Here is a 24,833-nt window from a genome sequence, read left to right as displayed (position 1 = left end):
AGCGGCGCGAAAGCTCAGTCGACGACGAAATCGACGAGACGCCATGCCGAAGTCGTAGCGACATAGTCGATGACAGCGAGACCGGCTGTCGGGAAACCTTTCGGCACAGAGGCTGCCATAGCCTTTTGGCCGATCAGCGCCAATAAGGCTTGCTCCATGGTCGGGTTGTGACCGACGAGCATGACGCTTCCCACATCCTGCGCGTCGATAATTTCGAGATAGGTGTCGACGGAGGCGTTATAGAGCGTGTCGACAAAGAGCATGTCGAGCGTTTCGCCCATGGCTCGATGCACGGCCTCGGCGGTGTCGCGGCAACGAAGCGCGGTCGAGCTGATCAGGACATCAGGACGGTAGCCCTTGTCGGCTGCGCGGTCGGCAACAATCTCGGCATCGCCGAAACCCTTCTCGTTCAGCGGGCGGTCGAAATCGCGCTGTCCGGGCTCGGCCCAGGCGGCTTCGGCGTGACGCAGGAGGTAGATCCGGTGGGGTGGAGGCAGGAGGGCGGCCATGGGCAAATCCAGCTTCGAACGGAGCCTTTTCAGTAGCGGTTGCACTCCCGCAACGTCAACTGCCAGCCGGCCTTCAATAGTGCGAAACGCCATGCTCAACACGGCATGTTGAAGGCGAAGCAAAAATCTCGGTTCGGAATAATGATGAGAAAATAGACTGTTAGCTCAAATTTGTGACAGATTTAAAAATCTGTTTACGTGTCTTATTTGGCTTGAATCGCGGATAGCCCTTGGGATATACACCCCGCCAGATGAGATGTTCTTCAGGAGAATCGCGTTGAGTGAGAAGATCGATCTTAGCAATTATGTTCCCTCGGAAGACGAGGAGTTCATGAATACGAACCAGCGAGCTTATTTCAGAGCCAAGCTGGTTGCCTGGAAAAACGATATCCTTAGAGAAGCGCGTGAAACGCTCGACCATCTGGCCGAGGAGAGCGCAAACCACCCCGATCTTGCAGACCGTGCATCCTCAGAAACCGACCGGGCGATCGAACTTCGCGCCCGCGACCGTCAGAGAAAGCTGATCTCCAAGATCGACGCAGCCCTGCAGCGCATCGAAGACGGTACTTACGGTTACTGCGAGGAAACCGGCGAGCCGATCGGTCTCAAGCGTCTCGACGCCCGCCCGATCGCCACGTTGTCGATCGAAGCCCAGGAACGCCACGAGCGTCGCGAAAAGGTTTACCGGGACGAATAATCGCTCCCGACCGGAATTGAAAAAGGCACCACGGGACGATCGCGGTGCCTTTTTGTTTTACCGGTTTGCTCCAGGCGATCCGACCCCGGACTACTTGTCGCGATTGACGCTCATTTCGCCGAAGATGCGGGCAACTTCCTTCTGAAGGGCAGCATCCGCACCTGTCATTGGCGCCATTTCAGGATCACGGCGCGGCATCGAGCCGGGCTGAGGGGAACCTGGCTGCGGGGCAGGGCGCGCCTGCTGCGCATTGGGTACGGGAACGACGCGCTCGGCGGCCGGATTGGCCGAGATTTCCTCATCAAGGATGCGCTGGAAATCCCGGCGGATGGCAGCCGATTGCAGACCGCCATCTTCCGTGGCGACCGGGGCACCGCGCGAGACGGCGGGAATGCTCTGGGCCGGCGGGGTGGATACTTCCGGTTCGATACGCTGCTGCGGCAGCACGCGCTGACGGGCCGCATCGAGGATATCGGCAGCGTTGGCGGTATCGGGCACCGGTTGCGGAGCTGGGCGTTCGGGCTGCCGTGGCTGAGGCTGCGACATGCGCTGCGGGCTATCGCGCTCGGCACTCAGCGGCGGAGCAGAAACCTGTGGCGCGGAGGCCTGCTGCCCAGACATCGGCGGAGCCACGGCTGGAGCAACCGGGAGCTCGGAGCGCTGACGGATAGGCTCGGCCGGCGGTGCGATGACCGGGACGATGACCGCAGCCGGTGCCGGGCTATAGGGTTCGAGATCGGGTTCGGCGCTTGCAGCCACAGGCGGTGCGACGGGAGCGGCGACCGGCCTCGGCTGCGGCGCTGGTTGCGGCTCGCGGCGCGGCTGGACGACTTCACGCTCCGGAGCGGGTGAACGCTCCTCGACCGGCTGCGGGCGGAAATCACTTCCGCTTTCGGCTTCGGTTTCCGGCAGGATGCGGCTTTCGATGACGATATCGGTCGGACCGCCGATCATGACGAGATGTTCGACATTGTCGCGACGCACGAGCACCAGGCGACGGCGGGCATCGACGGCGGCGGCATCGAGCACCTGCAAACGCGGCTGGCGGTTGCGCCCGCCACGAACGAAGGGCGAGGGCGCGCGGTTGCGCAGGAACCACAGAACCAGGATGAGCAGGATGAGGGCAATACCGACGCCGCCAGCGGCAAGCAGGAAGCGGCTACCGTAAGCTCCTACAACATCATCGAACATAGGCACTCACTCCATTTCGCATTATGGCACAACAGACGACTTTTCCGCTCCTTAGGCAAGAGCCGCCGGGTCTGTCCAGTCACCGGCGAAGGTGATTTCGTGTTGTGCAGTTATTTGGCCGGCAAGCTCTCGAGGTTACACCAGCGGGCTTGCAAGAAAACTGGCGCGTTTGCCTGTGAATTCAAGCAGTCTGACGAAACCTGCTGTTTTTGCGGGCGCAGCAAGTTGATAAGAAGGAAAGAGTGCCTGATTCCTGTTTCGCAGCGATGTTAGCGAGCGCGGCAGGAGGGGCTTATGCGAGGAATAGATGACGAAATCGCGTCAGGTCGACGACTATAACGCGCCGCTTGTGGATCGTGGGGGGCGTTCTGGCACGGCGATACGCATCATTCTGCTGGCGATCGTGCTGATTGCGGCGGCGGCAGCCTTCGTCTTCTTCAAAGATTCGCTCGGCAACGAGCTGGTACTCGGCTGTCTCGGCGTTCTCGCGATGGTCGGCATCTTCTTCCTCGTTTCCTCCGTTATCGGCTTCATCGAGGTCATGCCGCAGCGCCAGTCCGACAGCCTGGCGCGCGCCTTCCTGAACAGCCATCCGGACGGTTCGCTGATCACAGACGAGAAGGGCCGCATCGTCTACGCCAACGCCGCCTACGGGGCGCTGACGGGCGCACGCAAGGCAACAGAGGTGCAGACGCTGGAAACGCTGCTGTCGCGCCACCGCGAATCGAATGAGGCGCTCTACCGCCTCGTGAACGGCTTGCGTGAAGGCCGGGAGGGGCGCGAGGAATTCCGCCTGCTGCGCGCAGTCGGACCGGGAAGCAGCGCCGGCGCACATTGGTATCGTCTCAAGGCCCGGCTGCTGCAGCCTGACGATGGCGACGGCAAGCCGCTGCAGATCTGGCAGATCACCGATATCACCGCCGAGCGCGAGGACCAGGAGCGCTTCTTCAAGGAGCTGCAGAACGCGATCGACTATCTCGACCACGCTCCGTCAGGCTTCTTTTCCGCCGGGCGCAAGGGCGAAATCTTCTATCTCAATGCGACGCTTGCCGAATGGCTGGGGCTCGACCTCACCAAGTTCATGCCGGGCTCGATGAATATCGGCGATCTCGTCGCCGGCGAGGGGCTGGCGCTGATCCAGTCCGTGCAGGCCGAACCGGGTCTGAAGAAGACCGTCACGCTCGATCTCGACCTGCGCAAATCGAACGGCCAGAGCCTGCCGGTGCAGATCATCCACCGCGTCACTTCCATGCGCGACGGGGCGCCGGGCGAAAGCCGCACCATCGTGCTCACGCGCGACAAGGATGGCGAGAACGGGCAATCGGCCTCGGCAGCCGCCATGCGCTTCACCCGCTTCTTCAACAATACGCCGATGGCGATTGCCTCCGTCGACGGCAAGGGCAAGATCCTGCGCACCAATGCGCCTTTCCTGAAGCTGTTCTCCAATATCGTCTCGCGTGACGATCTGGAGCGCGGCGCGCTGATGGAAACGATCGTGCAGGAGAGCGACCGGCCGCAGCTCGCCGCAGCGCTTGCCGCCGCCAAGGACCGGCAGGGCGATATCGCGCCGATCGATTCCCGCACGCCGACGGACGAGGCGCGCTTCTTCCGCTTCTACGTGAATGCCGTGATCGACCAGAGCGACGAGGCGCCCGAGGAGGCGGCCATCGTCTATGCGGTGGAAGTGACCGAGCAGAAGGCGCTCGAAGCGCAGATGGCGCAGACGCAGAAGATGAATGCAGTCGGCACGCTCGCCGGCGGCATCGCGCATGACTTCAACAATGTGCTGACGGCCATCCTGCTATCCTCCGACCATCTGCTGTTGCAGGCGCGGCCGGCCGATGCAAGCTTTGCCGATCTCATGGAGATCAAGCGTAACGCCAACCGTGCGGCCGTTCTCGTGCGCCAGCTGCTCGCCTTCTCGCGCAAGCAGACGATGCGGCCGACGGTGCTCAACCTCACCGATGTCGTCGGCGATCTTCGCATGCTGGTCGACCGGCTGATTTCAGGCACGAACGTCAAGCTCGACGTCGAATATGGCCGGGATCTCTGGCCGGTCAAAACCGATCTCTCGCAGTTCGAGCAGGTGCTGATCAATCTCAGTGTCAATGCGCGCGATGCGATGCCGAAGGGCGGCACGCTGACGCTGCGCACGCGCAACCTGCCGGCCGCCGAGGTCGCGGCCTTCAACTACTCCTACATGCCGCATGAGGACATGGTGCTGGTGGAAGTGACCGATACCGGCACCGGTATTGCGCCCGAGATCATGGACAAGATCTTCGAGCCTTTCTTCACGACCAAGGAAGTGGGCAAGGGTACCGGTCTTGGCCTCGCTATGGTCTACGGTATTGTCAAGCAGTCCGGCGGCTATATCCAGCCGGAATCGGAAGTCGGCAAGGGCACCACCTTCCGCATCTTCCTGCCGCGCCATATCGTCGAACCGGCCGTTGCCGCCGAGGCGGAGGCAGCCGATCAGGCAGTTGCGGCAGGTGGCGCGAACGTCGTGGAACTGGTGCAGCCGAAGCAGCCCGAAGACCTGACGGGCTCCGCCGTCATCCTGCTCGTCGAGGACGAGGAAGCGGTGCGGCGCGGCGGCAAGCGCATGCTGGAGACGCGTGGCTACACGGTCCACGAGGCCGGCTCCGGCGTCGAGGCCCTCGAGATCATGGAGGAGCTCGAAGGCAAGGTGGATATCGTCGTCTCCGACGTGGTGATGCCCGAGATGGACGGACCATCGCTGCTGCGCGAGCTGCGCAAGAACTATCCGGATCTGAAGTTCATTTTCGTATCCGGTTACGCCGAGGATGCGTTCGCCCGCAACCTGCCGCCGGAAGCCAAGTTCGGCTTCCTGCCGAAGCCATTCTCGCTGAAGCAACTGGCTGTGGCGGTGAAAGAGACGCTGGATAGCTGATACGAAAAAGGGGCGCTGGAGCGCCCCTTAAATTTCTCAGTAATATTGGCGGGGGGAACCCCGGGGACGATCGGTTATTCGCCGAGTGCGACGGCAATCTCTGCCGCTAGCCGCGCATTGTTCTCCACGAGCGCGATATTCGTCTTCAGGCTCTGGCCATCCGTCAGGTCGAAGATTGTGCTCAGCAGGTAAGGCGTCACCGCCTTTCCGGTGATTTCGTCACGCTCGGCGCTGTCGAGGGCGCGCTCGATATAGATTTCCATTTCCTCACGGGCAATTTCGTCGGCTTCCGGCACCGGGTTGGCAATCAGCATGCCGCCGTCGATGCCAAGCTGTTCGCGCGTCGTCTGAAAATTGGCGATCGCGGCCGGGCTGTTCAGGGTCAGCGGGCTGCGGATGCCTGAGGCCCGCGACCAGAAGGCCGGGAATTCATCGCTTTCATAGGTGACGACCGGCACACCGCGGGTCTCCAGCACTTCCAGCGTCTTCGGAATATCGAGGATAGCCTTGGCGCCGGCACAGACGACGATGACGCCGGTGCGGGCCAGTTCTTCCAGGTCGGCGGAGATGTCAAAGGTTTCTTCGGCACCGCGATGCACGCCGCCGATGCCGCCGGTCGCGAAAACCTTGATGCCGGCGCGTGCCGCGGCAATCATCGTGGCAGCGACAGTCGTTGCACCCGTGCGGCGCTCGGCGATCGCGAAGGCGATATCGGCGCGCGATACTTTCATCACGTCCTTGGCCTTGGCGAGCTGTTCCAGTTCGGCGGCCTCCAGGCCGATATGCAGCGTGCCGTGGATCACGGCGATGGTGGCGGGAACGGCGCCCTGGTCGCGGATGATCGCTTCGACGCTACGCGCCATTTCGATATTGCCGGGGTAGGGCATGCCGTGGGTGATGATGGTCGATTCGAGCGCCACGATCGGTGCGCCGCGCTGCTTGCCGGCGGCGACTTCCTTGGAATAGGAGATCGGCAGGAGGGGCGAGATAGGTTTGGTCATGATCCGTATCCGTTTATCGATGTTGCCGCTTCATTGCAGAATTCTGGCGGCCGGGACAAGCGAAAGCATGTCGCGAAGAAGGTCCGGCGCGAGATTTTCGTTCACCGCATGCCGCGACTGGACGGTGAGGGCGGCTGCCGCCGCACCATGGCGGACCGCTTCTTCGAGCGGATGGCCACACATCAAGGCAGACAGTGTGCCTGCTGCGAGCGAATCTCCCGCACCGGTGACATCGGCCACATTGTCAGAAATCGGCGGCTGCAGGAGAAGTGCGCGACCGTTCTTGAAGGCGACAAGCTCGCGCTGGCCGCGGGTGACGACCGCGCCGCCAACGCCGATGTCACCGAGCAGCGACGGCCAGCCGGCAGCGTCGTCCGGCCGCTTGCCGGTGAGGGCTGCAGCCTCGGCCTCATTCATGAAGAGATAGTCGATGCCTCCGAGGCAGGGCAGGAGACGCACGACCTTGGCCGGTGAAATGGCAATTGCCGCGACCGGCTTGCCGAGCGCCTTGGCCCTTGCAACGATCGCGGCTGCCGTTTCCTCCGGCAGATTGGCATCGAAGAGGATGAAATCGGTGGCGGCGAAGGCATCGCGCACCCAGCGGATCGACAGGCGGCGCGGCACGAAGAAGCGGTAGAGTTCCATGTCGGCGAGCGCGATGACGAGATTGCCGTCCTTCTCAATGATCGCCGTATAGCTCGGCGTCTTGCGGTCGAGGAAGACGAAAGGACGGTCGTTGATGCCGGCAAAGTCGGCCGCCTCGCTCACCATTTCGCCGATCGGATCGCCGCCGCGCGGGGAGATCATCGTCACGTCGAAGCCGAGACGGGCAAGATTGCGCGCCGCGTTGAAGCCGCCGCCGCCCGGCTCCTCGAACCATGAGCCGGGGTTGCTGGCCCCCGGTGCCGTCTCACCGGCGATACGGCCGCGACGATCGATATGGGCGCCGCCGAGGACAAGAATCTTGCCGCTCATTTCTGCACCTCGAAAGCGAATCGAATGCGGCGCAAAGCGGCAGGATTCAGTGCCTGCGGGACATTAAGCCGTTGCTTTGCATCGATAAAACAAAAATAGAACACAGGCCGTTTTACCTTTTTCTTTCAATTATTTGCAACCCCATTGCGAAATAAGAACAAATCAGGTACAAACTTCGCATCAGCGGCGACATTGCTAGAGCAGCGTCAATAACCTAAAGGTGGATCGAATGTCTCAGAATTCATTGCGGCTCGTAGAGGACAAATCGGTGGACAAAAGCAAGGCGCTCGAAGCGGCACTCTCACAGATCGAGCGGTCGTTCGGCAAGGGCTCGATCATGAAACTCGGCTCGAACGAGAACATCGTCGAGATCGAAACGGTTTCCACAGGTTCGCTCAGCCTCGATATCGCCCTCGGCATCGGCGGTCTGCCGAAGGGTCGCATCATCGAGATCTACGGTCCGGAAAGCTCTGGTAAGACGACGCTCGCGCTGCAGACCATTGCCGAAGCGCAGAAGAAGGGCGGCATCTGCGCCTTCGTCGATGCCGAACACGCTCTCGATCCGGTCTATGCCCGCAAGCTCGGCGTCGACCTGCAGAACCTCCTGATCTCGCAGCCCGACACCGGCGAACAGGCGCTCGAAATCACCGATACGCTGGTGCGCTCCGGCGCGATCGACGTTCTCGTCGTCGACTCCGTGGCAGCGCTGACGCCGCGCGCCGAAATCGAAGGCGAAATGGGCGACAACCTGCCGGGCATGCAGGCCCGCCTGATGAGCCAGGCGCTGCGCAAGCTGACGGCTTCGATCTCCAAGTCGAATACGATGGTGATCTTCATCAACCAGATCCGCATGAAGATCGGCGTCATGTTCGGTTCGCCGGAAACGACGACAGGCGGCAACGCGCTGAAGTTCTATGCCTCCGTCCGCCTCGACATCCGCCGTATCGGCCAAGTCAAGGAACGCGAAGAGGTCATCGGCAACCAGACGCGCGTCAAGGTCGTCAAGAACAAGATGGCGCCTCCCTTCAAGCAGGTCGAATTCGACATCATGTATGGCGAGGGCGTTTCCAAGACCGGCGAACTGATCGACCTCGGCGTCAAGGCCGGCATCGTCGAGAAGTCGGGCGCCTGGTTCTCCTATAACAGCCAGCGTCTCGGCCAGGGCCGCGAAAACGCCAAGATCTTCCTGCGCGACAATCCGGATCTCGCCCGCGAGATCGAAACGGCGCTGCGCCAGAATGCCGGCCTGATCGCCGACCGCTTCCTGCAGAATGGCGGCCCGGATGCCGGCGATGATGCTAGCGATGGCGACATGTAATCCAGCCTAGCACATAACGAATTTGAACCGGCCGCATTCCCTCACGAGAATGCGGCCGGTTTTGTTTGTTGCTGGACAGTGGCAAGGTCGGACGATAAAAGCCGATGGATTTAATTTTACCTGCCTGCTGGCAGCATCGAAGGGCATGAAATGAGCGGTGTAAACGATATCCGGTCGACCTTCCTCGACTACTTCAAGAAGAACGGCCACGAGATCGTTCCATCGAGCCCGCTCGTGCCGCGCAATGACCCGACGCTGATGTTCACCAATGCCGGCATGGTGCAGTTCAAGAATGTCTTCACCGGTCTCGAAAAGCGTCCCTATTCGACGGCGACGACCTCGCAGAAATGCGTGCGCGCCGGCGGCAAGCATAACGACCTCGACAATGTCGGCTATACTGCCCGCCACCTGACCTTCTTCGAAATGCTCGGCAACTTCTCCTTCGGCGACTATTTCAAGGAGAATGCGATCGAGCTTGCCTGGAAGCTGGTCACCGAGGGCTTCGACCTGCCGAAGAACCGGCTGTTGGTCACCGTCTATTCCGAGGACGAGGAAGCAGCGACGCTCTGGAAGAAGATCGCTGGTTTCTCCGACGACAAGATCATCCGCATCCCGACGTCAGACAATTTCTGGCAGATGGGCGATACCGGCCCCTGCGGTCCGTGCTCGGAAATCTTCATCGACCAGGGCGAGAATGTCTGGGGCGGCCCTCCCGGTTCGCCGGAAGAGGATGGCGACCGGTTCCTGGAATTCTGGAACCTCGTCTTCATGCAGTTCGAACAGACCGAGCCTGGCGTTCGCAACCCGCTGCCGCGCCCGTCGATCGATACCGGCATGGGCCTGGAGCGCATGGCTGCCGTTCTGCAGGGCGTCCAGAGCGTCTTCGACACTGACCTGTTCCGCACGCTGACCGGCACGATCGAAGATGCAGTCGGCGTAAAGGCCGAGGGCAGCGCCAGCCACCGCGTCATCGCCGACCACCTGCGTTCATCCGCCTTCCTGATTGCCGACGGCGTGCTGCCGTCGAATGAAGGCCGCGGCTACGTGCTGCGCCGTATCATGCGCCGCGCCATGCGCCATGCCCAGCTTCTCGGCGCCAAGGAGCCGCTGATGTATCGGCTGCTGCCGACGCTGGTGCAGGAGATGGGCCGCGCCTATCCGGAACTTGTGCGCGCCGAGGCGCTGATCTCCGAGACACTGAAGCTTGAGGAAAACCGTTTCCGCAAGACGCTGGAGCGCGGCCTGTCGCTTCTCTCGGATGCGACGGCCGATCTCTCCAAGGGCGACATGCTGGATGGTGAGACCGCATTCAAGCTTTACGACACCTATGGCTTCCCGCTCGACCTGACGCAGGACGCACTGCGTGCCCGCGAAATCGGCGTCGACATCTCCGGCTTCACCGATGCGATGGAACGCCAGAAGGCCGAGGCCCGTTCGCACTGGGCAGGTTCCGGCGAGAAGGCGACCGAAACCGTCTGGTTCGAACTCAAGGAAAAGCACGGCGCAACCGAGTTCCTCGGCTACGACACCGAGACGGCCGAAGGCGTCGTGCAAGCGATCGTCAAGGACGGTGCCGTCGCGGCCGAAGCCAAGGCCGGCGACAAGGTGCAGATCGTCGTCAACCAGACCCCCTTCTACGGCGAGTCCGGCGGTCAGATGGGCGATACCGGCGTGATCTCTTCCGACCACGGCAAGATCGAGATTTCGGATACGCAGAAGAAGGGCGAGGGCCTGTTCGTGCATCTGGGCACGGTGATCGAAGGCGTGGTCAAGGCCGGCGAGCCTGTCGCGCTGACAGTCGATCACGCCCGCCGCTCGCGCCTGCGCGCCAACCACTCGGCAACCCATCTCCTGCATGAGGCGCTGCGCGAAGTGCTCGGCACCCACGTTGCCCAGAAGGGTTCGCTGGTTGCGCCCGAGCGCCTGCGCTTCGACGTTTCGCATCCGAAGCCGATGACGGCTGACGAACTCAAGGTCGTCGAAGAGATGGCCAATCAGATCGTGCTGCAGAATGCTCCGGTCACGACCCGCCTGATGAGTGTCGACGATGCCATTGCAGAAGGCGCCATGGCGCTCTTCGGCGAAAAATACGGCGATGAAGTGCGTGTCGTGTCGATGGGTACGGGTCTGCATGGCGCCAAAGCCAACAGGCCTTATTCGGTCGAACTCTGTGGCGGCACGCATGTGTCGGCAACCGGCCAGATCGGTCTCGTGCGCATCCTTGGCGAAAGCGCCGTCGGCGCCGGCGTTCGCCGTATCGAAGCGGTCACTGGTGAATCGGCCCGCGAATATCTCGCCGAACAGGACGAGCGCGTTAAGACGCTGGCCGCCTCGCTGAAGGTGCAACCGTCGGACGTTCTCTCGCGTGTCGAAGCGTTGATGGATGAGCGCCGCAAGCTCGAAAAGGAACTGGCCGATGCCAAGCGCAAGCTCGCCATGGGCGGCGGGCAGGGTGGGTCTGCCGATGCCGTGCGTGAGGTCGCCGGCATCAAGTTCCTCGGCAAGGCCGTGGCCGGCGTTGATCCGAAGGATCTCAAGGGGCTTGCCGATGACGGCAAGGCAAGCATCGGCTCTGGCGTCGTGACGCTGATCGGTGTTTCCGACGATGGCAAGGCGAGTGCCGTCGTGGCCGTGACGTCCGATCTCGTCAGCCGTTTCAGCGCTGTCGATCTGGTGCGCGTCGCTTCTGCTGCTCTCGGCGGCAAGGGCGGCGGCGGCCGTCCCGACATGGCGCAGGCCGGCGGCCCAGATGGTGCCAAGGCTGACGAGGCGCTTGAGGCCGTTGCGGCAGCACTTGCAGGCTGAGCATTCGCCTGACAACAGGTCAAATTTGAACCGGCTGCGAGATCATCGATTTCGCAGCCGGTTTTGTTTTCGGCACGCCCTGCGGTCAGTTTCTCGTCTGGAATGCGAGGCGGCAGGCGAGGCCGGTGAATACGCCAGCCAGCAGATATTGCGGCAGCTTCGGGAAGCGGCGCATCGAGCCCAGACGCGAGCGGATCTGACTGCCGAGCAGGATGACTGCGCCGTTGACGACAAGGCCGATACCGTTCAGCACGCTGGCGAGCACCAGCATCTGCACACCCATCGAACCGCCCTCGGCAGTCACGAATTGCGGAAAGAGCGCGATGACGAAGAGTGCCATTTTCGGATTGAGCAGATTTGTCGCAAGACCGGCAAAGAAGATGCGCCGTCCCGACAGTCGCCTCAGCGTCGAGGCCGGCGCAAAGGAGGTGCTTTCGGAGCGGACCGTCTTGTAGGCGAGATAAAGCAGATAGAGGCAACCGGCCCAACGCACCGCCTCGTAGGCGACGGGCACGGCCACGAGGAGCTGCGAGAGCCCGAAAGCTGCGGCGAGCGCGTGACAATAGGTGCCGAGAGCAATGCCTGCATAGGTCAGAAATCCGGCTGTGCGTCCCTGGCTGATACTGCGGGAGGCAATCAGCAGCATATCGGGACCGGGCGTTGCAGTGAGCACCAACGCTGCGGCGGCAAAGAGTATCAATGTAGAAAAGTCCGGCATCAGTCTTCCTCTTGGGTTCGAGCCGGAATTCCGGTCTACGCAGGATTCGCTCCCAGCACCAGGCTTTTCCGAAAATATGAATCGATTTTCGGAAAAGCCTAGCGCGTAGATTCAAAGAGTTAGAGCGTCCTTTGTGCGTCCGAATGGACGCACGGCGCTCTAAGGTTCAAGTCAGCAGGATTTGTCAAATCGGGCTATGCTTTGGTGAGCCGATCGATTTGCAAAGGGTTTGACATGGTGGGTGAAACGGCATGGGCGCTCTACGAGAACCGTCTGAGACGGGTCTCGGCCTATATCCACGATCATCTCGACGAGGATCTCGATATGGAGCGGCTGGCCGAAATCGCGTGCCTGTCGAGCTATCACTGGCACCGAATCTACAGGGCGATTTACGGCGAGACGCTGGCGGCAACCGTCAAGCGGCTGCGGCTGCATCGCGCGGCGGGCGATATCGTCCGTACGGATCTTGATGTCAGCGAAATTGCGAAGCGATCAGGCTATCCCAATCTCCAGTCCTTCAACCGCATCTTCAAATCGGTCTATGGAATGCCGCCGGCACGCTACCGGAAAGAGGGAAGCCACACGCAGTTCCAACCCTCACGCACCGGAAAGGCACCAGCCATGTTTGATGTCACCCTGAAAACCATCCCGCAGCTCGAGCTCATCGGCGTTCCCCATACCGGCTCCTATATGGAGATCGGCAAGGCCTTCGAGACGCTGTTCGGCGCGCTCTATGCCCGTGGGCTCGCAAAGCCGGAGATGCGCATGATCGGCGTCTATCTCGACGATCCCGATCTCGTGCAGCCCGAGAAGCTGCGCTCTGTCGCCTGTGTCGCAGCAGGAGAGGAGATGACCGCCAATGCGCCGCTGGAGCGACGCATGGTGGAAGGCGGCGATTATGCCGTTTTGCACCACAAGGGGCCTTACGCCGATATGTACAAGGCCTATCAGTGGCTCTACGCCCAGTGGCTGCCTGCATCCGGCCGGCAGATCCGGGATCGCGTGATGTTCGAGGAATATCTCAACAATCCGCGCGAAGTCGCGCCGACCGAATTGCGGACGGATATCTACATGCCGCTGGCGTAAACGGCTCTTTTCTGTACGCGATTCCGGACGCAAAACCGCTACGCACTTTTGCTGGAATTGCTTCAGGCCGCCTGCATCGCCTTCGCCGCTTCTTCATCCAGCGCCGTTGCCCGCTTATAGGCATCGCGTTCGGAAAGCCGGCCGAAATAATCGACGAAGGCCTGGCGCTTTTCGATGCTGCCGAAGGCAAGACCCCAGCCGATATGCGAACCGACATAAACATCGGCAGCGGTAAAGCGCTTGCCGGCAATATAGGGGGAGGCGGCCGAAACCGCCTTTTCCAGCGTGCCCATGACATCACCGAACGAACCGCAACCTGCCATGCGCAGCCGCTCCTGCGGAATTTCGAAGCCGAGCGCCTTCAAGGTGACGGACGCTTCCAATGGCCCGGCGGCGAAGAACATCCAGCGGTAGTAATCGGCTCGCTCATCCGTCTGCGGGCCCAACCCTGCCTGCGGAAACGTGTCCGCAAGATACGCACAGATTGCCGCGCATTCCGTCACGATCGTCTTCCCATGACGGATCGCCGGCACCTTGCCCATCGGGTTGACGGACAGATAGTCCGGTTCCTTCATCGTCCCGCCGAAGGTCAGGACTTCGGTATGATATGGTATGCCGGTTTCTTCCAGCATCCACCGCGCTATCCGGCCGCGCGACATCGGATTGGTGTAGAAGGTGATTTCCTCGGTCATCCTGCTTTCCTCTCTCCCAAGCTTCTTTCGTAGCGCTGGCGCGGGAGATTTCAACCCTTGGAGAAGGCGGCGCCTTCACTGCCGCGCGGGAAATGACCTCTGTCGCCGGCGCTGCGTCAGGGCCGGCGGTCCGGCCGGGAAGGGATCGCCAGCGCTGATTGTAGTGCAGGGTCTGGGTCTCGAGCAAAGCAAGATCAAGGTAAAAGACAATCATATCCTGGCCCTCGCGGCGGGCGAGAAGCCTTACAAGCTGCAGGAATTCGGGGACAAAACTCTTCTTGGCCATCAGAACCTCCATGCCTAGGCGAGTTTCTGAATAGGCTTTGCAACTTACGCGAGGCTTACTTTTCAAAGGCGTTGCTAATTTAGCATCAGTGAGCACAGTGGCAGCAACAAAAAACCCGGCACAATGGCCGGGTTTTTCGATCTTTATGCTGACAGGGCTCAGGCCATTGCGGCCTGCAGGTTCTGGTCGATCTTGTCGAGGAAAGCCGTCGTGGAGAGCCACGGCTGATCCGGGCCGATGAGCAGCGCCAGGTCCTTGGTCATGAAGCCGGCTTCGACGGTATCGACGCAGACCTTTTCCAGCGTCGAGGCGAACTTGGCGAGTTCGGCATTGTCGTCCAGCTTGGCGCGGTGCGCGAGGCCACGGGTCCAGGCGAAGATCGAAGCGATCGAGTTCGTCGAGGTTTCCTGGCCCTTCTGGTGCTGACGGTAGTGGCGGGTGACCGTGCCGTGAGCGGCTTCGGCTTCAACCGTCTTGCCATCAGGCGTCAAGAGAACCGAGGTCATCAGGCCGAGCGAACCGAAGCCCTGGGCAACGGTGTCGGACTGGACGTCGCCGTCGTAGTTCTTGCAGGCCCAGACGTAGCCGCCGGACCACTTCAGAGCGGAAGCGACCATGTCGTCGATCAGGCGGTGTTCGTAGGTGATGCCGGCTTCCTTGAACTGATCCTTGAATTCGGTCTCGAAGACTTCTTCGAAGATGTCCTTGAAGCGGCCGTCATAGGCCTTGAGGATGGTGTTCTTGGTCGACAGGTAGACCGGCCACTTGCGCATCAGGCCGTACATCATCGAGGCGCGGGCGAATTCGCGGATCGACTCGTCGAGGTTGTACATGGCCATGGCAACGCCGGCGCCAGGCGCGTTGAAGACTTCCTTCTCGATAACAGTGCCGTCTTCGCCGACGAACTTGATGGTCAGCTTGCCCTTGCCGGGGAACTTGAAGTCGGTTGCGCGGTACTGGTCGCCGAAAGCGTGACGGCCGACGACGATCGGCTGCGTCCAGCCCGGGACGAGGCGGGGAACGTTGCGGCAGATGATCGGCTCGCGGAAGATGACGCCGCCGAGGATGTTGCGGATCGTGCCGTTCGGGCTCTTCCACATTTCCTTGAGGTTGAATTCCTTCACGCGGGCTTCGTCCGGCGTGATGGTCGCGCACTTGATGCCGACGCCGTACTTCTTGATGGCGTTGGCGGCATCGACCGTGACCTGGTCGTTGGTGGCGTCGCGGTTTTCAACCGAGAGGTCGAAATAGTCGATGTCGAGGTCGAGATACGGATGGATCAGCTTATCCTTGATGAGCTGCCAAATGATGCGAGTCATTTCATCGCCGTCGAGATCGGCGACGGGATTGGCGACCTTGATCTTCTTCATGTATCTGCCTCGTAAGCTTAGGAAAGGGACAGCTGTCCCGGGTGGGTGATGTGGGTCCGGAGCGCTATAGCATTGTGAGCCGGGAACGCAAAGCAGAACGGGCAGGGACGTAGCGTTTTTGCCGCCATTGCCAAGTGCTGGAAAATGGCTAGTCTCGCCGGCAGAAGCCCCCCCGAGTCCCGGACATTTTGCCATGAAGAAGATCGCCGTTCTGTTCGCCGGCCTCGTTGCCGCCCTGTCTTTTGCACCCCGCCTTTCACTTGCGGCCGATGCGACTGGGCCGGTCAAGGAGATCATAAAGGACACGCAGAAAAACTGGGCGGGCGAGAACAGCGACTGGATCGATATTTTCGACGAAGGAATGCTCGGCCGGCTCTACAGCAAGGATTTCGGCGACAAATATAAGGCGGCAGCCCAAAATCCTGCGGCCGACGAGGACGGCATTTCGCCCTTCGACTATGACGTCATCGTCAACGGTCAGGATGCCTGTCCGCTGCAGGATCTCTCCATCGAAAGCGGCCAGCCGGCAAACGGCACGACCGAAGTGACGGTGAAATTCAAGGCGGCGACCTGCATGGAAGGCGCACCCAACAAGGATGCCTTCACGACCGTGCGTTTCGAGGTAATCGAGGAGAGCGGCAAGGCCGTCATCGACGACATCATGATCCAGGGCGAAGAGGGGCAGGGACCGATCTCGCTCAAGGAGGCCATGGTGCAGATCGCCAATGGCGAATGACTGCCAAAGAGGTCACCGGCTGGCGACTCCGAAGAACACGACGGCTAATGACTCTTGGCATCATCATTTTGGTGTGATTTGATTTTTGCCGAGGCGGCGGTATCTCGCTCTCGGGTTCGCCACATCCCGCGCGCATGAGGACTGGCAAGGGTGATTTCCGGCTTTGAGTTCCGAGACTGGCTGCTTGCCAATGACCCGGCGCTGTCGCGCCTGCGTATGGGGTCACGAGTCACTCTGTCGATCCTGCTCTCCTTCGCGATCCTGCTTTCGATACACATGCTCATCGTGCCGTTGCCGATCGCGTCCTATGGTCTCGGCATCGTGCTGTCGATCGAAGGCGGAGTCGCGGTACGCGACAAGGGCTCGGCGAGCCAGCTCATCACCAGGCTGCTCGGCTGCCTTGCAAGCCTTGTCGTCGTCGGTATCGCGGCGGCGCTGGAGTCGCAGCGCGTTCTCTCGGATTTCATCTTCCTCGTGGTGATCTTCCTCGCATCATCCGCGCGCGTCTACGGTCCTCGTGGCTTTGCGATCGGGATGTTTGCCTTCACTTCCTATTTCATGGGCTCCTACTTCCACCCGACAATCGCTGAATTGCCCGTCGTCCTGGTCGGCCCTGTTGTCTCGGCGCTCGTCAGCCATTGGGTGAGGGCGGTGCTTCTGCCCGACAACTGGCGGCGCGACCTGCTGCGATCGCTCGAGAGCGTGCGGGGCCGCATCAACCAGATCCTCTTCAAGCTCGCTGCCCTTGCTGCTGATGGGAAAGTCGATGAGACCGACCGGCAGGAACTGCGCCAGCTGGAGGACCGGCTGAAGGAAGTCGTGCTGATGGCCGAGAGCTTCATTCCGCGCCCGCCGGGCGGTGTTTTCGATGGCGCTTCCGCACCGGCCGCTGAACTGGCGATCCGGCTATTCGATGCGCATCTGGCGACCGAAAGCGCCATCGTGCTGAGCTATCAAAGCCCGCCATCCTTTGTGCTCGTCCATGCGGTGATCGAGGATGACAAGGCAGTGCTCTCGGCCCAGGAGAAGGCGGTCGCCGACATGGAAGGCCAGCCGCAGGGCGAGACAGCGCGGGCGTTGCTCTGGTTGGGTGCCGCACGCCGGCAGCTTGCGGAGACGATCGATGCCGGGCGCAGGTCCGACTTTGCCGAGATTGCCTCGATTAAGGAGGCCAGCCCATCAACGCAGATCGATTTTTCGCTGAAGAACCCGCTGATGCGCTCGGCCCTGCAGATCACGCTCGCGGCGGCGATCGCCATGACGCTTGGGTTGGCGCTCTCCCGCGAACGCTGGTTCTGGGCAGTGCTGGCGTCCTTCCTCGTTTTCAGCAATACCAATTCGCGCGGCGATACTGCTATCAAGGCGCTGCAGCGCTCAATCGGTACGCTGTTCGGCATCGCTTTCGGCCTGGTGCTGGCGACATTGCTGACGCACCAGCTGGCCATCGCCATCGCGGTTTCAATCGTCTGCGTCTTCCTTGCCTTCTATTTCCTGCAGATTTCCTATGCGACGATGACCTTCTTCATCTCGATCGTTCTCTGCCTGGTCTATGGCATGATGGGTGTCCTCACCTTCGATCTCCTCAAGTTGCGACTGGAGGAGACGCTGATCGGCGCGGTGGCGGGAACGCTCGTCGCCTTCCTCGTCCTGCCGGCACGCACGCGCGGGACACTCGATACGGCGGTCGCCAAGTGGTTCAACGCCCTGAAGGAGCTGCTCCTGGCCGTATCGGAAAAGAAGAGCCAGCCGGAGCTCATCGTCATCTCGCAGAAGGTCGATGCCTGCTACCGCGACATCACGCTTTCGGCGCGCCCGCTCGGCTCCACCTGGTCCATTGTCACCAGGCCGGGACAAATTCGCCAGACGCTGGCGATTTTCCTCTCCGTTACCTATTGGTCGCGCATTCTGGCCCGCAATAACGCCGCCGATGCCGTCGACGAGGATCTCAAGGGACGGATCACCGCAGAGATCGGACTTCTGGACAGATTTACGCCGCGCGGCTCGGAGTGTTTCCTCGTCACCCGCAAGCAGATGCGGCACGTCAGCCGTCACCTGCCACTGTGGCAGGAAGGGGCGCGACTCGCCGTCGAAATGATCGGCTCGACCATCGAACGGCTCTATCCGACAGAGACGCAGGACTTGCCGTTTGCGGCCGGCAAAGCTATTGCGCCCGTAAATCAGGAATAGGAAGCACAAATAAGCACCATGGCGGGCACCAACAGCGAGCGTCAACTTTTGGCCGAAGGGCCTGTTATCATTCTGGTCGAGCCGCAGATGGGCGAGAATATCGGCATGGTGGCGCGCGCCATGGCGAATTTCGGCCTTGCCGATCTTCGCCTCGTCAATCCGCGTGACGGCTGGCCGAATGAGAAGGCGCAGGCCGCAGCCTCCAAGGCCGATCACGTCATCGAAGGCACGAAGGTCTTCGCGACACTCGAGGAGGCGATTGCCGATCTCAACTTCGTCTATGCGACGACGGCGCGCAGCCGTGACAATTACAAGCCGGTGCGCTCACCGGTCTTTGCCGCCGGAAACCTGCGCAGCCGCTTCAGGGCAGGCGAGGCGACGGGTATCCTGTTCGGCCGCGAGCGCTGGGGACTGACCAATGAGGAAGTGGCGCTTGCCGACGAGATCGTCACTTTTCCGGTCAATCCGGCCTTTGCATCGCTCAACATCGCCCAGGCGGTACTGTTGATGTCCTATGAATGGATGAAATCCGGCATGGAGGATCTGGAGGCAGTGCCGTTCCAGGCGCTTGAGCAGCGGCCCTCCACCAAAGAACAGTTGTTCGGCCTGTTCGACCAGTTGGAAGAGGCGCTCGATTCCCGCAACTATTTCCATCCGCCCTCGAAAAAGCCGAAAATGGTCGACAACCTGCGCGCAGTTCTCTCCCGCCGGGCCTTCACGGAACAGGAAATCAGCGTGCTGCGCGGCGTCATCTCCTCTCTCGACCGCTTCTCGCGCAATAGCCCGCGCAAGGGCGGTTCCACCAGATCCCGCAAGGAAGCGCCCACCGATGACAGCGCCGACGAATGAGCTGAAACCCGTCCTCGTCTTCGATTCAGGCATAGGAGGGCTCACCGTGCTGCGCGAGGCGCGCGTGCTGATGCCGGAGCGCGGCTTCATCTATATCGCCGACGATGCCGGCTTTCCCTATGGCGGATGGGAGGAGCAGGCGCTGAAGGAGCGGATCATCGGCCTCTTCGCCAAGCTGCTTGAAGATTACGATCCCGAGGTCTGCATCATTGCCTGCAATACGGCTTTTACGCTTGTGGGCGCCGACCTGCGCGCCGCCTTTCCGCAGATGACCTTCGTCGGCACTGTGCCCGCGATAAAGCCTGCTGCCGAGCGCACACGCTCCGGGCTCGTCTCGGTGCTGGCGACCCCCGGTACAGTCAGACGCGCCTATACACGCGACCTCATCCAGTCCTTCGCCCAGCAATGCCATGTGCGGCTGGTCGGCTCCGAAAACCTGGCGCGCATGGCTGAAGCCTATATCCGCGGTGACGCCGTTTCTGACGAGGCAGTGCTCACCGAGATTGACCAATGTTTTGTCGAGAAGGATGGGCGCAAGACCGACATCGTCGTGCTCGCCTGCACGCATTATCCCTTCATGGCGAATATGTTCCGAAGGCTTGCGCCTTGGCCGGTGGACTGGCTGGATCCGGCGGAAGCCATTGCGCGGCGCGCTCGCACGCTGGTACCGCATGTTGCGGACGCCGTTCATCCTGACAATTTCGACTTTGCCGTCTTCACCTCGGGCAATCCGGATTTTGCCACGCGGCGGCTGATGCAAGGTTTCGGCCTGAGCACGCGATAGGGCACTGCGCGCTTTATTTCCCCTGTCTCATCACGCAAGATCCCCGCGGGGAATCGCGAGCAGGTGTTTGCCGCTCAAGATGCAAAGGGATGCGCCGTGCCGCTGCAAAGACTTGTGATGCTGATCTTCTTTCTGCAACCGATCGCCTTTGGCGCCTGGTTACCGCGCATTCCCGATATCCAGGCGAAGCTCGAACTCGGCACCGCCGATCTCGCGGTAGCCCTTCTGGGATTGCCTATTGGTACGCTGATCACGCTCCCGTTTGCCGGCCGGATCGTCTCGCGCATCGGCGGGCGCATGGCGATCATCTATGGGTTCATCTTCTTTCTTGCGGTGGTTTCGCTGCCGGCCTTCGCGCCCAGCGCCTTGCTTCTTTTCCTTGCCCTGATGATCGTCGGGGTCGCGCTTTCGACGGTGGAACTCGGCATGAATGTCGAGGCGGATGTGACGGAGAAGGCGACGGGGCTGATCATCATGAGCCGCTGCCATGGCTTCTGGAGCTTCGGCATCATGGCCGGCAGCCTGATCGGCGTTGGCGCCATCGCCATCGGGCTTTCACCGCACTGGTCGATCCTGATCACGGCGATCATCGTCCTGCCGATCGCGCTGGTCGCCAGCCTGCGCCTGCCGAAATTGCCTGAAAGTCACCATGCGGAGAATTCGCAGACAAAGACCGGCTTCAAGCCGCCAAGCCTTGCCCTGCTGGGGATCTGCGCCTTCGTCTTCGGCGTGACGATGACCGAGGGTGCGATCGCCGACTGGTCGGCGGTCTATCTCCGCGATGTCATGAATGCCGAAGGTGCCCAAACCGGTCTCGGTTATTCGGTTTTCGCTTTCATGGTTGCTGCGGGGCGCTTCAGCGGTGACTACATGAAAGGCCGTTTCGGCGCGGTTGCCATTGCCCGCGGCTGCGGCATCGCCTCGCTTGCCGGCATGCTCGTCGTTCTCCTTGCGCCGGCGACGCCGCTTGCCCTGCTTGGCTTTGCAGCAGTCGGTGTCGGTGTCTCGGTCGGATTTCCGCTTGCGGTGACGGCCGTCGCTTCGCTGACCGACCGACCGCCTGCTTCAAGCGTTGCCATACTCTCCTTCGCGGCGCTCAGCGGTTTTCTCATCGGGCCGCCGATCATCGGCTTTCTCGGCGAACTCCTGGGTTTGCGCGTGGGGCTCGCGGTCCTGCTGGTACCACTCTTCGTCAGCCTGCTCTGCACCCGTTTGCTGATTCCGACGCAAAACGACATGGCGGGCGATCTCGTCGAGCGCGAGGCGGTGTAGGACGTCTTTCCAGGCCTGACTTTCCCTGTGGGTTTTTAAAGGTTTGACGACAACAGCGCCTGCGAATCTGCTAGAGACGGAGGCTGGAATTTGTAAGGGGAATTGGGCGTGCAGGTTGGCATCGATATGGGAATGGCGTCCGGCAACCCGGCGACGCTCGATATCGAGGAATTGCTGGCGACGCGTCTGCTCGTGCAGGGCAATTCCGGCTCCGGCAAATCGCATCTGCTGCGCCGCCTGCTGGAGCAATCGGCCCAATGGGTACAGCAGGTCATCATCGATCCCGAAGGTGATTTCGTCACGCTGTCCGACCGGTTCGGCCATGTCGTCGTCGATGGCGAGCGCACCGAGGCCGAGCTTGCCGGCATTGCCAACCGTATCCGCCAGCATCGCGTTTCCTGCGTGCTGACGCTGGAAGGGCTTGATATCGAGCAGCAGATGCGGGCGGCTGCGGCCTTCCTCAACGGCATGTTCGATGCCGATCGCGAATATTGGTATCCGGTTCTTGTCGTCGTCGACGAAGCGCAGATGTTTGCGCCCTCGGTCGGCGGCGATGTCTCGGAAGATGCGCGCAAGGCGTCGCTCGGTGCCATGACCAACCTGATGTGCCGCGGACGTAAACGCGGGCTTGCCGGCGTCATCGCCACGCAGCGTCTCGCCAAGCTTGCAAAGAACGTCGCGGCCGAAGCCTCGAACTTTCTGATGGGCCGCACCTTCCTCGATATCGACATGGCGCGCGCCGCTGATCTGCTCGGCATGGACCGCCGTCAGGCGGAAATGTTCCGCGATCTGAAGCGCGGCCATTTCGTCGCCCTCGGTCCTGCCTTGTCGCGTCGGCCGCTGCCGATCCAGATCGGCAATGTCGAGACATCGGCGCGCTCTTCCAGCCCGAAGCTGATGCCGCTGCCGGATTCGCCACAGGATGTCGAAGACCTCATCTTCACGCCGGATCCGGAAGAGTTCCAGCGGCCGATCGTACGGCGTGCTCCACCGGCGCCGCGCCCGACCACCGATATTCTCGCCGAGCTCTCGCGCTCGACGCCGGCCGCCAGCCCCATGCAGGCCGCCGAGCCGCGTGTGGCGCAGCCGGAACTGTCGGCCGAAGAGCGCGAGGAGCGGCTTTCCGGCGTGCTCTCCGAGATCCTCGACGATCCGGGCTCCGGTTTCCGCACGGATGCAGTCCTCTATCAGGAATTCCTGGTGCGGCTGCGCATGCGCCGTGTTCCGGGAGCCCCAATGTCCTTGCAGGATTTCCGGCGGCGCGTGGCGGTTTCCCGCTCCGGCGTCGATCCCGACATGGCCGCAGGGGAAGCCTGGGCGACGGCGCTTTCGCTCTCCAATGGCGTCACCGACGATCTTCAGGGCGTGTTCCTGATGATGGCGAAGGCCGCGATCGGGGGCGAGGCCTGCCCTTCGGATGCCCGCATTGCCCGCGCTTATGGCACGCATTCGGCCCGGCGCGCGCGCCGGCTGCTTGGCTATTTCGAAGAGCAGGGGCTGATCGTCGTCCACGCGGACTTTACCGGCAAACGCATCGTCGCCTTCCCGGACCTGCAGGCCGAGACTGCACCGGGTTCGGCCGATGCGCCTGATACCGACGCCCTGAAGAGCGCCGCAGAATAAGCTTCAGACCCAGCTCTGGATAATCTCGGGGCTGGCATGGATGCAGGTGAGCTCCAGCCGCGTTGTTCCCACATTCTTGAAGCAGTGGGGCGTCTCCGCATTCACGATGACTATATCGCCGGGATTGGGCTCCAGCGTCTCTTCGCCAACGGTGAAACGCGCCTTGCCGGAGCGCACGATCCACATTTCCGTATAGGGGTGAACATGCAGGTCCGGGCCCTGGCCAGGCTCGTTGTCGATCAGGAAGATCGAGACCGGGGCGCCGAAATCCCGGCCCTCGAAGCGAATGGTCCTGTTGGCGAATTGCTGCTGGCTTTCACGCGGTATGACATGGAACATGATTTCCTCCTTGGATCACGCTACGGACTTCGCTATGAATTTATCTTCTCAAGAAGATACTTTACCCAATTTATCTTCTCGTCAAGATAGTTTGGAGCCATGATGGAAACGGAAGATCACGTCGATCGCCTACGCACCCTTTGGGCAAAGGAGTTGCCCGATCTCGACACGACGCCCATGAGCATCCTCGGGCGTATCTACCGGCTCTCCAATCTGGTTCGGCCCTCCATCGAGGCGACATTCGCCGAATTCGATCTCGATCGGGGCGAGTTCGACGTAATTGCGACGATTCGCAGGGCAGGGCCGCCCTACAAGATGACGCCGACCGAGCTCTACAGCCTTCTGCTGATCTCGTCGGGCGGGCTGACGCATCGGCTGGACAGGCTGGAGAAATCGGGGCTGATCCGGCGCGAGCGATCGGCCCAGGACAAGCGCAGCTTCGAGGTAGCGCTGACCGATGAGGGCATTGACCGCGCAGAAGCCGCCTTCCGCGAAGATATGAAGCGGGAACTCGCCCATCTCGGCGGGCTTGAGGAAAGCGAGCGCCGGGCGCTTGCCGCTCTGCTGCGCAAGCTCGCAGGCTCCCTTGAGCGAACCGGCGATAACGGCCTCGCCGTGGCAGATTCTGTTTGACAATCCTGTGACTTATCCCTAAAGACGCCCCAGCACCGGGCAGCAATGTCCGGTGTTTCATTTGACATGTCCCGTGGATCAGATCCGTTCGCGTAATGGAAAGATCCTGTCGGCTCCCGGAAACGGGATCAAAGGAGGGCGTGTTTCCTTCGCGCGGTTTGGCAACAAACCGTCCTAACACTTTGAAAGGAAATACGATGAGCAAGCGCGAATCGTCCAAGTACAAGATCGACCGCCGTATGGGCGAAAACATCTGGGGCCGTCCGAAGTCCCCGGTGAACCGCCGCGAATACGGCCCGGGCCAGCACGGCCAGCGCCGCAAGGGCAAGCTTTCCGACTTCGGTGTGCAGCTGCGCGCCAAGCAGAAGCTGAAGGGTTACTACGGTGACCTGCGCGAGAAGCAGTTCCGCGCCATCTTCGCTGAAGCTGACCGCCGCAAGGGCGACACCTCGGAAAACCTGATCGGTCTTCTGGAGTCTCGCCTCGACGCGATCGTCTACCGCGCCAAGTTCGTTCCGACGGTCTTTGCTGCCCGTCAGTTCGTCAACCATGGCCACGTTACGGTCAACGGCGTCCGCGTCAACATCGGTTCTTACCGTTGCAAGGTCGGCGACGTCATCGAAGTTCGTGAGCGCTCCAAGCAGCTCGTTACGGTTCTGGAATCGGTTTCGCTCGCAGAGCGCGACGTTCCTGACTACGTCGAAGTCGACCACAACAAGATGGTTGCCACTTTCGCACGCGTTCCGACGCTTGCCGACGTTCCGTACCCGGTTGTCATGGAACCGCATCTGGTCGTCGAATTCTATTCTCGCTAATCGCGAGAGGCGTTTTCGCATTCTGGAAAAGCCGCC

21 protein-coding genes are annotated in these 24,833 nt (G+C 61.4%); 13 read left to right on the top strand and 8 right to left on the bottom strand.

Annotated elements, in window-relative coordinates; translation table 11 throughout:
* Positions 1-14: 14 nt before the first annotated feature.
* On the bottom strand, positions 15-509 hold the full coding sequence (locus FHT93_RS02540; protein ID WP_183846010.1) for a histidine phosphatase family protein: 495 nt from the start codon (positions 507-509) through the stop codon (positions 15-17).
* Positions 510-786: 277 nt separating this feature from the next.
* Here FHT93_RS02540 and dksA point away from each other — a divergent pair, with 277 nt between their 5' ends.
* Positions 787-1,206, top strand: a complete 420-nt coding sequence (gene dksA, locus FHT93_RS02535) for an RNA polymerase-binding protein DksA (protein WP_007826301.1) — start codon at positions 787-789, stop codon at positions 1,204-1,206.
* A gap of 90 nt (positions 1,207-1,296) precedes the next feature.
* Here dksA and FHT93_RS02530 read toward each other — a convergent pair whose 3' ends face one another.
* Entirely contained in the window at positions 1,297-2,397 is a 1,101-nt protein-coding gene (locus FHT93_RS02530; RefSeq protein ID WP_183846009.1) for a flagellar biosynthetic protein FliO, read from the bottom strand.
* A gap of 307 nt (positions 2,398-2,704) precedes the next feature.
* Here FHT93_RS02530 and FHT93_RS02525 point away from each other — a divergent pair, with 307 nt between their 5' ends.
* The gene (locus tag FHT93_RS02525) at positions 2,705-5,308 is read left to right on the top strand and encodes a PAS domain-containing sensor histidine kinase (protein ID WP_112547768.1); all 2,604 of its coding nucleotides are present in this window, start codon (positions 2,705-2,707) and stop codon (positions 5,306-5,308) included.
* Positions 5,309-5,382: 74 nt separating this feature from the next.
* On the opposite strand, the gene FHT93_RS02520 is transcribed toward FHT93_RS02525, so the two are convergent.
* Both FHT93_RS02520 and FHT93_RS02515 read right to left on the bottom strand, forming a co-directional pair.
* Positions 5,383-6,309, bottom strand: coding sequence for a pseudouridine-5'-phosphate glycosidase (locus FHT93_RS02520; RefSeq protein ID WP_183846008.1), 927 nt, complete (start codon positions 6,307-6,309; stop codon positions 5,383-5,385).
* A gap of 30 nt (positions 6,310-6,339) precedes the next feature.
* The gene (locus FHT93_RS02515) at positions 6,340-7,284 is read right to left on the bottom strand and encodes a carbohydrate kinase family protein (RefSeq protein WP_113206269.1); all 945 of its coding nucleotides are present in this window, start codon (positions 7,282-7,284) and stop codon (positions 6,340-6,342) included.
* Between the two features lie 229 nt (positions 7,285-7,513).
* On the opposite strand from FHT93_RS02515, the gene recA reads away from it, so the two are divergent.
* Positions 7,514-8,602, top strand: a complete 1,089-nt coding sequence (recA, locus tag FHT93_RS02510) for a recombinase RecA (protein ID WP_183846007.1) — start codon at positions 7,514-7,516, stop codon at positions 8,600-8,602.
* A 150-nt stretch (positions 8,603-8,752) separates the two neighbouring features.
* On the top strand, positions 8,753-11,407 hold the full coding sequence (gene alaS / locus FHT93_RS02505; RefSeq protein ID WP_183846006.1) for an alanine--tRNA ligase: 2,655 nt from the start codon (positions 8,753-8,755) through the stop codon (positions 11,405-11,407).
* 85 nt (positions 11,408-11,492) lie between these two features.
* Here alaS and FHT93_RS02500 read toward each other — a convergent pair whose 3' ends face one another.
* On the bottom strand, positions 11,493-12,125 hold the full coding sequence (locus tag FHT93_RS02500) for a LysE family translocator (RefSeq protein ID WP_113015817.1): 633 nt from the start codon (positions 12,123-12,125) through the stop codon (positions 11,493-11,495).
* Positions 12,126-12,359: 234 nt separating this feature from the next.
* Between FHT93_RS02500 and FHT93_RS02495 the strand changes: the two genes are divergently transcribed.
* Entirely contained in the window at positions 12,360-13,211 is an 852-nt protein-coding gene (locus FHT93_RS02495) for an AraC family transcriptional regulator (protein ID WP_113015818.1), read from the top strand.
* A 62-nt stretch (positions 13,212-13,273) separates the two neighbouring features.
* On the opposite strand, the gene FHT93_RS02490 is transcribed toward FHT93_RS02495, so the two are convergent.
* Together FHT93_RS02490 and FHT93_RS02485 are read right to left on the bottom strand one after the other, a co-directional pair.
* Complete coding sequence (locus FHT93_RS02490; RefSeq protein WP_113015819.1) at positions 13,274-13,903, bottom strand: glutathione S-transferase family protein; 630 nt, start codon at positions 13,901-13,903, stop codon at positions 13,274-13,276.
* 444 nt (positions 13,904-14,347) lie between these two features.
* Complete coding sequence (locus FHT93_RS02485; protein WP_037102662.1) at positions 14,348-15,559, bottom strand: NADP-dependent isocitrate dehydrogenase; 1,212 nt, start codon at positions 15,557-15,559, stop codon at positions 14,348-14,350.
* A 193-nt stretch (positions 15,560-15,752) separates the two neighbouring features.
* Here FHT93_RS02485 and FHT93_RS02480 point away from each other — a divergent pair, with 193 nt between their 5' ends.
* From FHT93_RS02480 to FHT93_RS02455, 6 genes are all read left to right on the top strand, one after another.
* Positions 15,753-16,295: a hypothetical protein gene (locus FHT93_RS02480; RefSeq protein ID WP_183846005.1), complete on the top strand. Its 543-nt coding sequence runs from the start codon at positions 15,753-15,755 to the stop codon at positions 16,293-16,295.
* A gap of 150 nt (positions 16,296-16,445) precedes the next feature.
* Positions 16,446-18,482, top strand: coding sequence for an FUSC family protein (locus FHT93_RS02475; RefSeq protein ID WP_183846004.1), 2,037 nt, complete (start codon positions 16,446-16,448; stop codon positions 18,480-18,482).
* An 18-nt stretch (positions 18,483-18,500) separates the two neighbouring features.
* The gene (locus FHT93_RS02470) at positions 18,501-19,331 is read left to right on the top strand and encodes an RNA methyltransferase (RefSeq protein ID WP_112547759.1); all 831 of its coding nucleotides are present in this window, start codon (positions 18,501-18,503) and stop codon (positions 19,329-19,331) included.
* A complete protein-coding gene (gene murI, locus FHT93_RS02465) occupies positions 19,312-20,115 on the top strand; it encodes a glutamate racemase (RefSeq protein ID WP_113118027.1) in 804 nt (267 codons plus the stop codon). The genes FHT93_RS02470 and murI overlap by 20 nt, the downstream gene beginning before the upstream one ends.
* A gap of 96 nt (positions 20,116-20,211) precedes the next feature.
* Positions 20,212-21,387 (top strand): MFS transporter, encoded by a 1,176-nt coding sequence (locus tag FHT93_RS02460; protein WP_113148260.1) that lies wholly within the window; start codon positions 20,212-20,214, stop codon positions 21,385-21,387.
* Positions 21,388-21,495: 108 nt separating this feature from the next.
* Positions 21,496-23,010: an ATP-binding protein gene (locus tag FHT93_RS02455; RefSeq protein WP_183846003.1), complete on the top strand. Its 1,515-nt coding sequence runs from the start codon at positions 21,496-21,498 to the stop codon at positions 23,008-23,010.
* Between the two features lie 3 nt (positions 23,011-23,013).
* Here FHT93_RS02455 and FHT93_RS02450 read toward each other — a convergent pair whose 3' ends face one another.
* Positions 23,014-23,349, bottom strand: coding sequence for a cupin domain-containing protein (locus tag FHT93_RS02450; protein WP_112547757.1), 336 nt, complete (start codon positions 23,347-23,349; stop codon positions 23,014-23,016).
* A gap of 102 nt (positions 23,350-23,451) precedes the next feature.
* Here FHT93_RS02450 and FHT93_RS02445 point away from each other — a divergent pair, with 102 nt between their 5' ends.
* Both FHT93_RS02445 and rpsD read left to right on the top strand, forming a co-directional pair.
* Positions 23,452-23,982: a MarR family transcriptional regulator gene (locus FHT93_RS02445; protein WP_113015823.1), complete on the top strand. Its 531-nt coding sequence runs from the start codon at positions 23,452-23,454 to the stop codon at positions 23,980-23,982.
* 197 nt (positions 23,983-24,179) lie between these two features.
* Positions 24,180-24,797: a 30S ribosomal protein S4 gene (gene rpsD / locus FHT93_RS02440; RefSeq protein ID WP_112547755.1), complete on the top strand. Its 618-nt coding sequence runs from the start codon at positions 24,180-24,182 to the stop codon at positions 24,795-24,797.
* Positions 24,798-24,833 lie beyond the last annotated feature (36 nt).

The organism is Rhizobium sp. BK379, assembly GCF_014193955.1.
Taxonomy (GTDB): Bacteria; Pseudomonadota; Alphaproteobacteria; order Rhizobiales; family Rhizobiaceae; genus Rhizobium.
The sequence above is the reverse complement of the archived record's forward strand: the minus strand, read 5'-3'. Positions and strand labels throughout refer to the sequence as shown.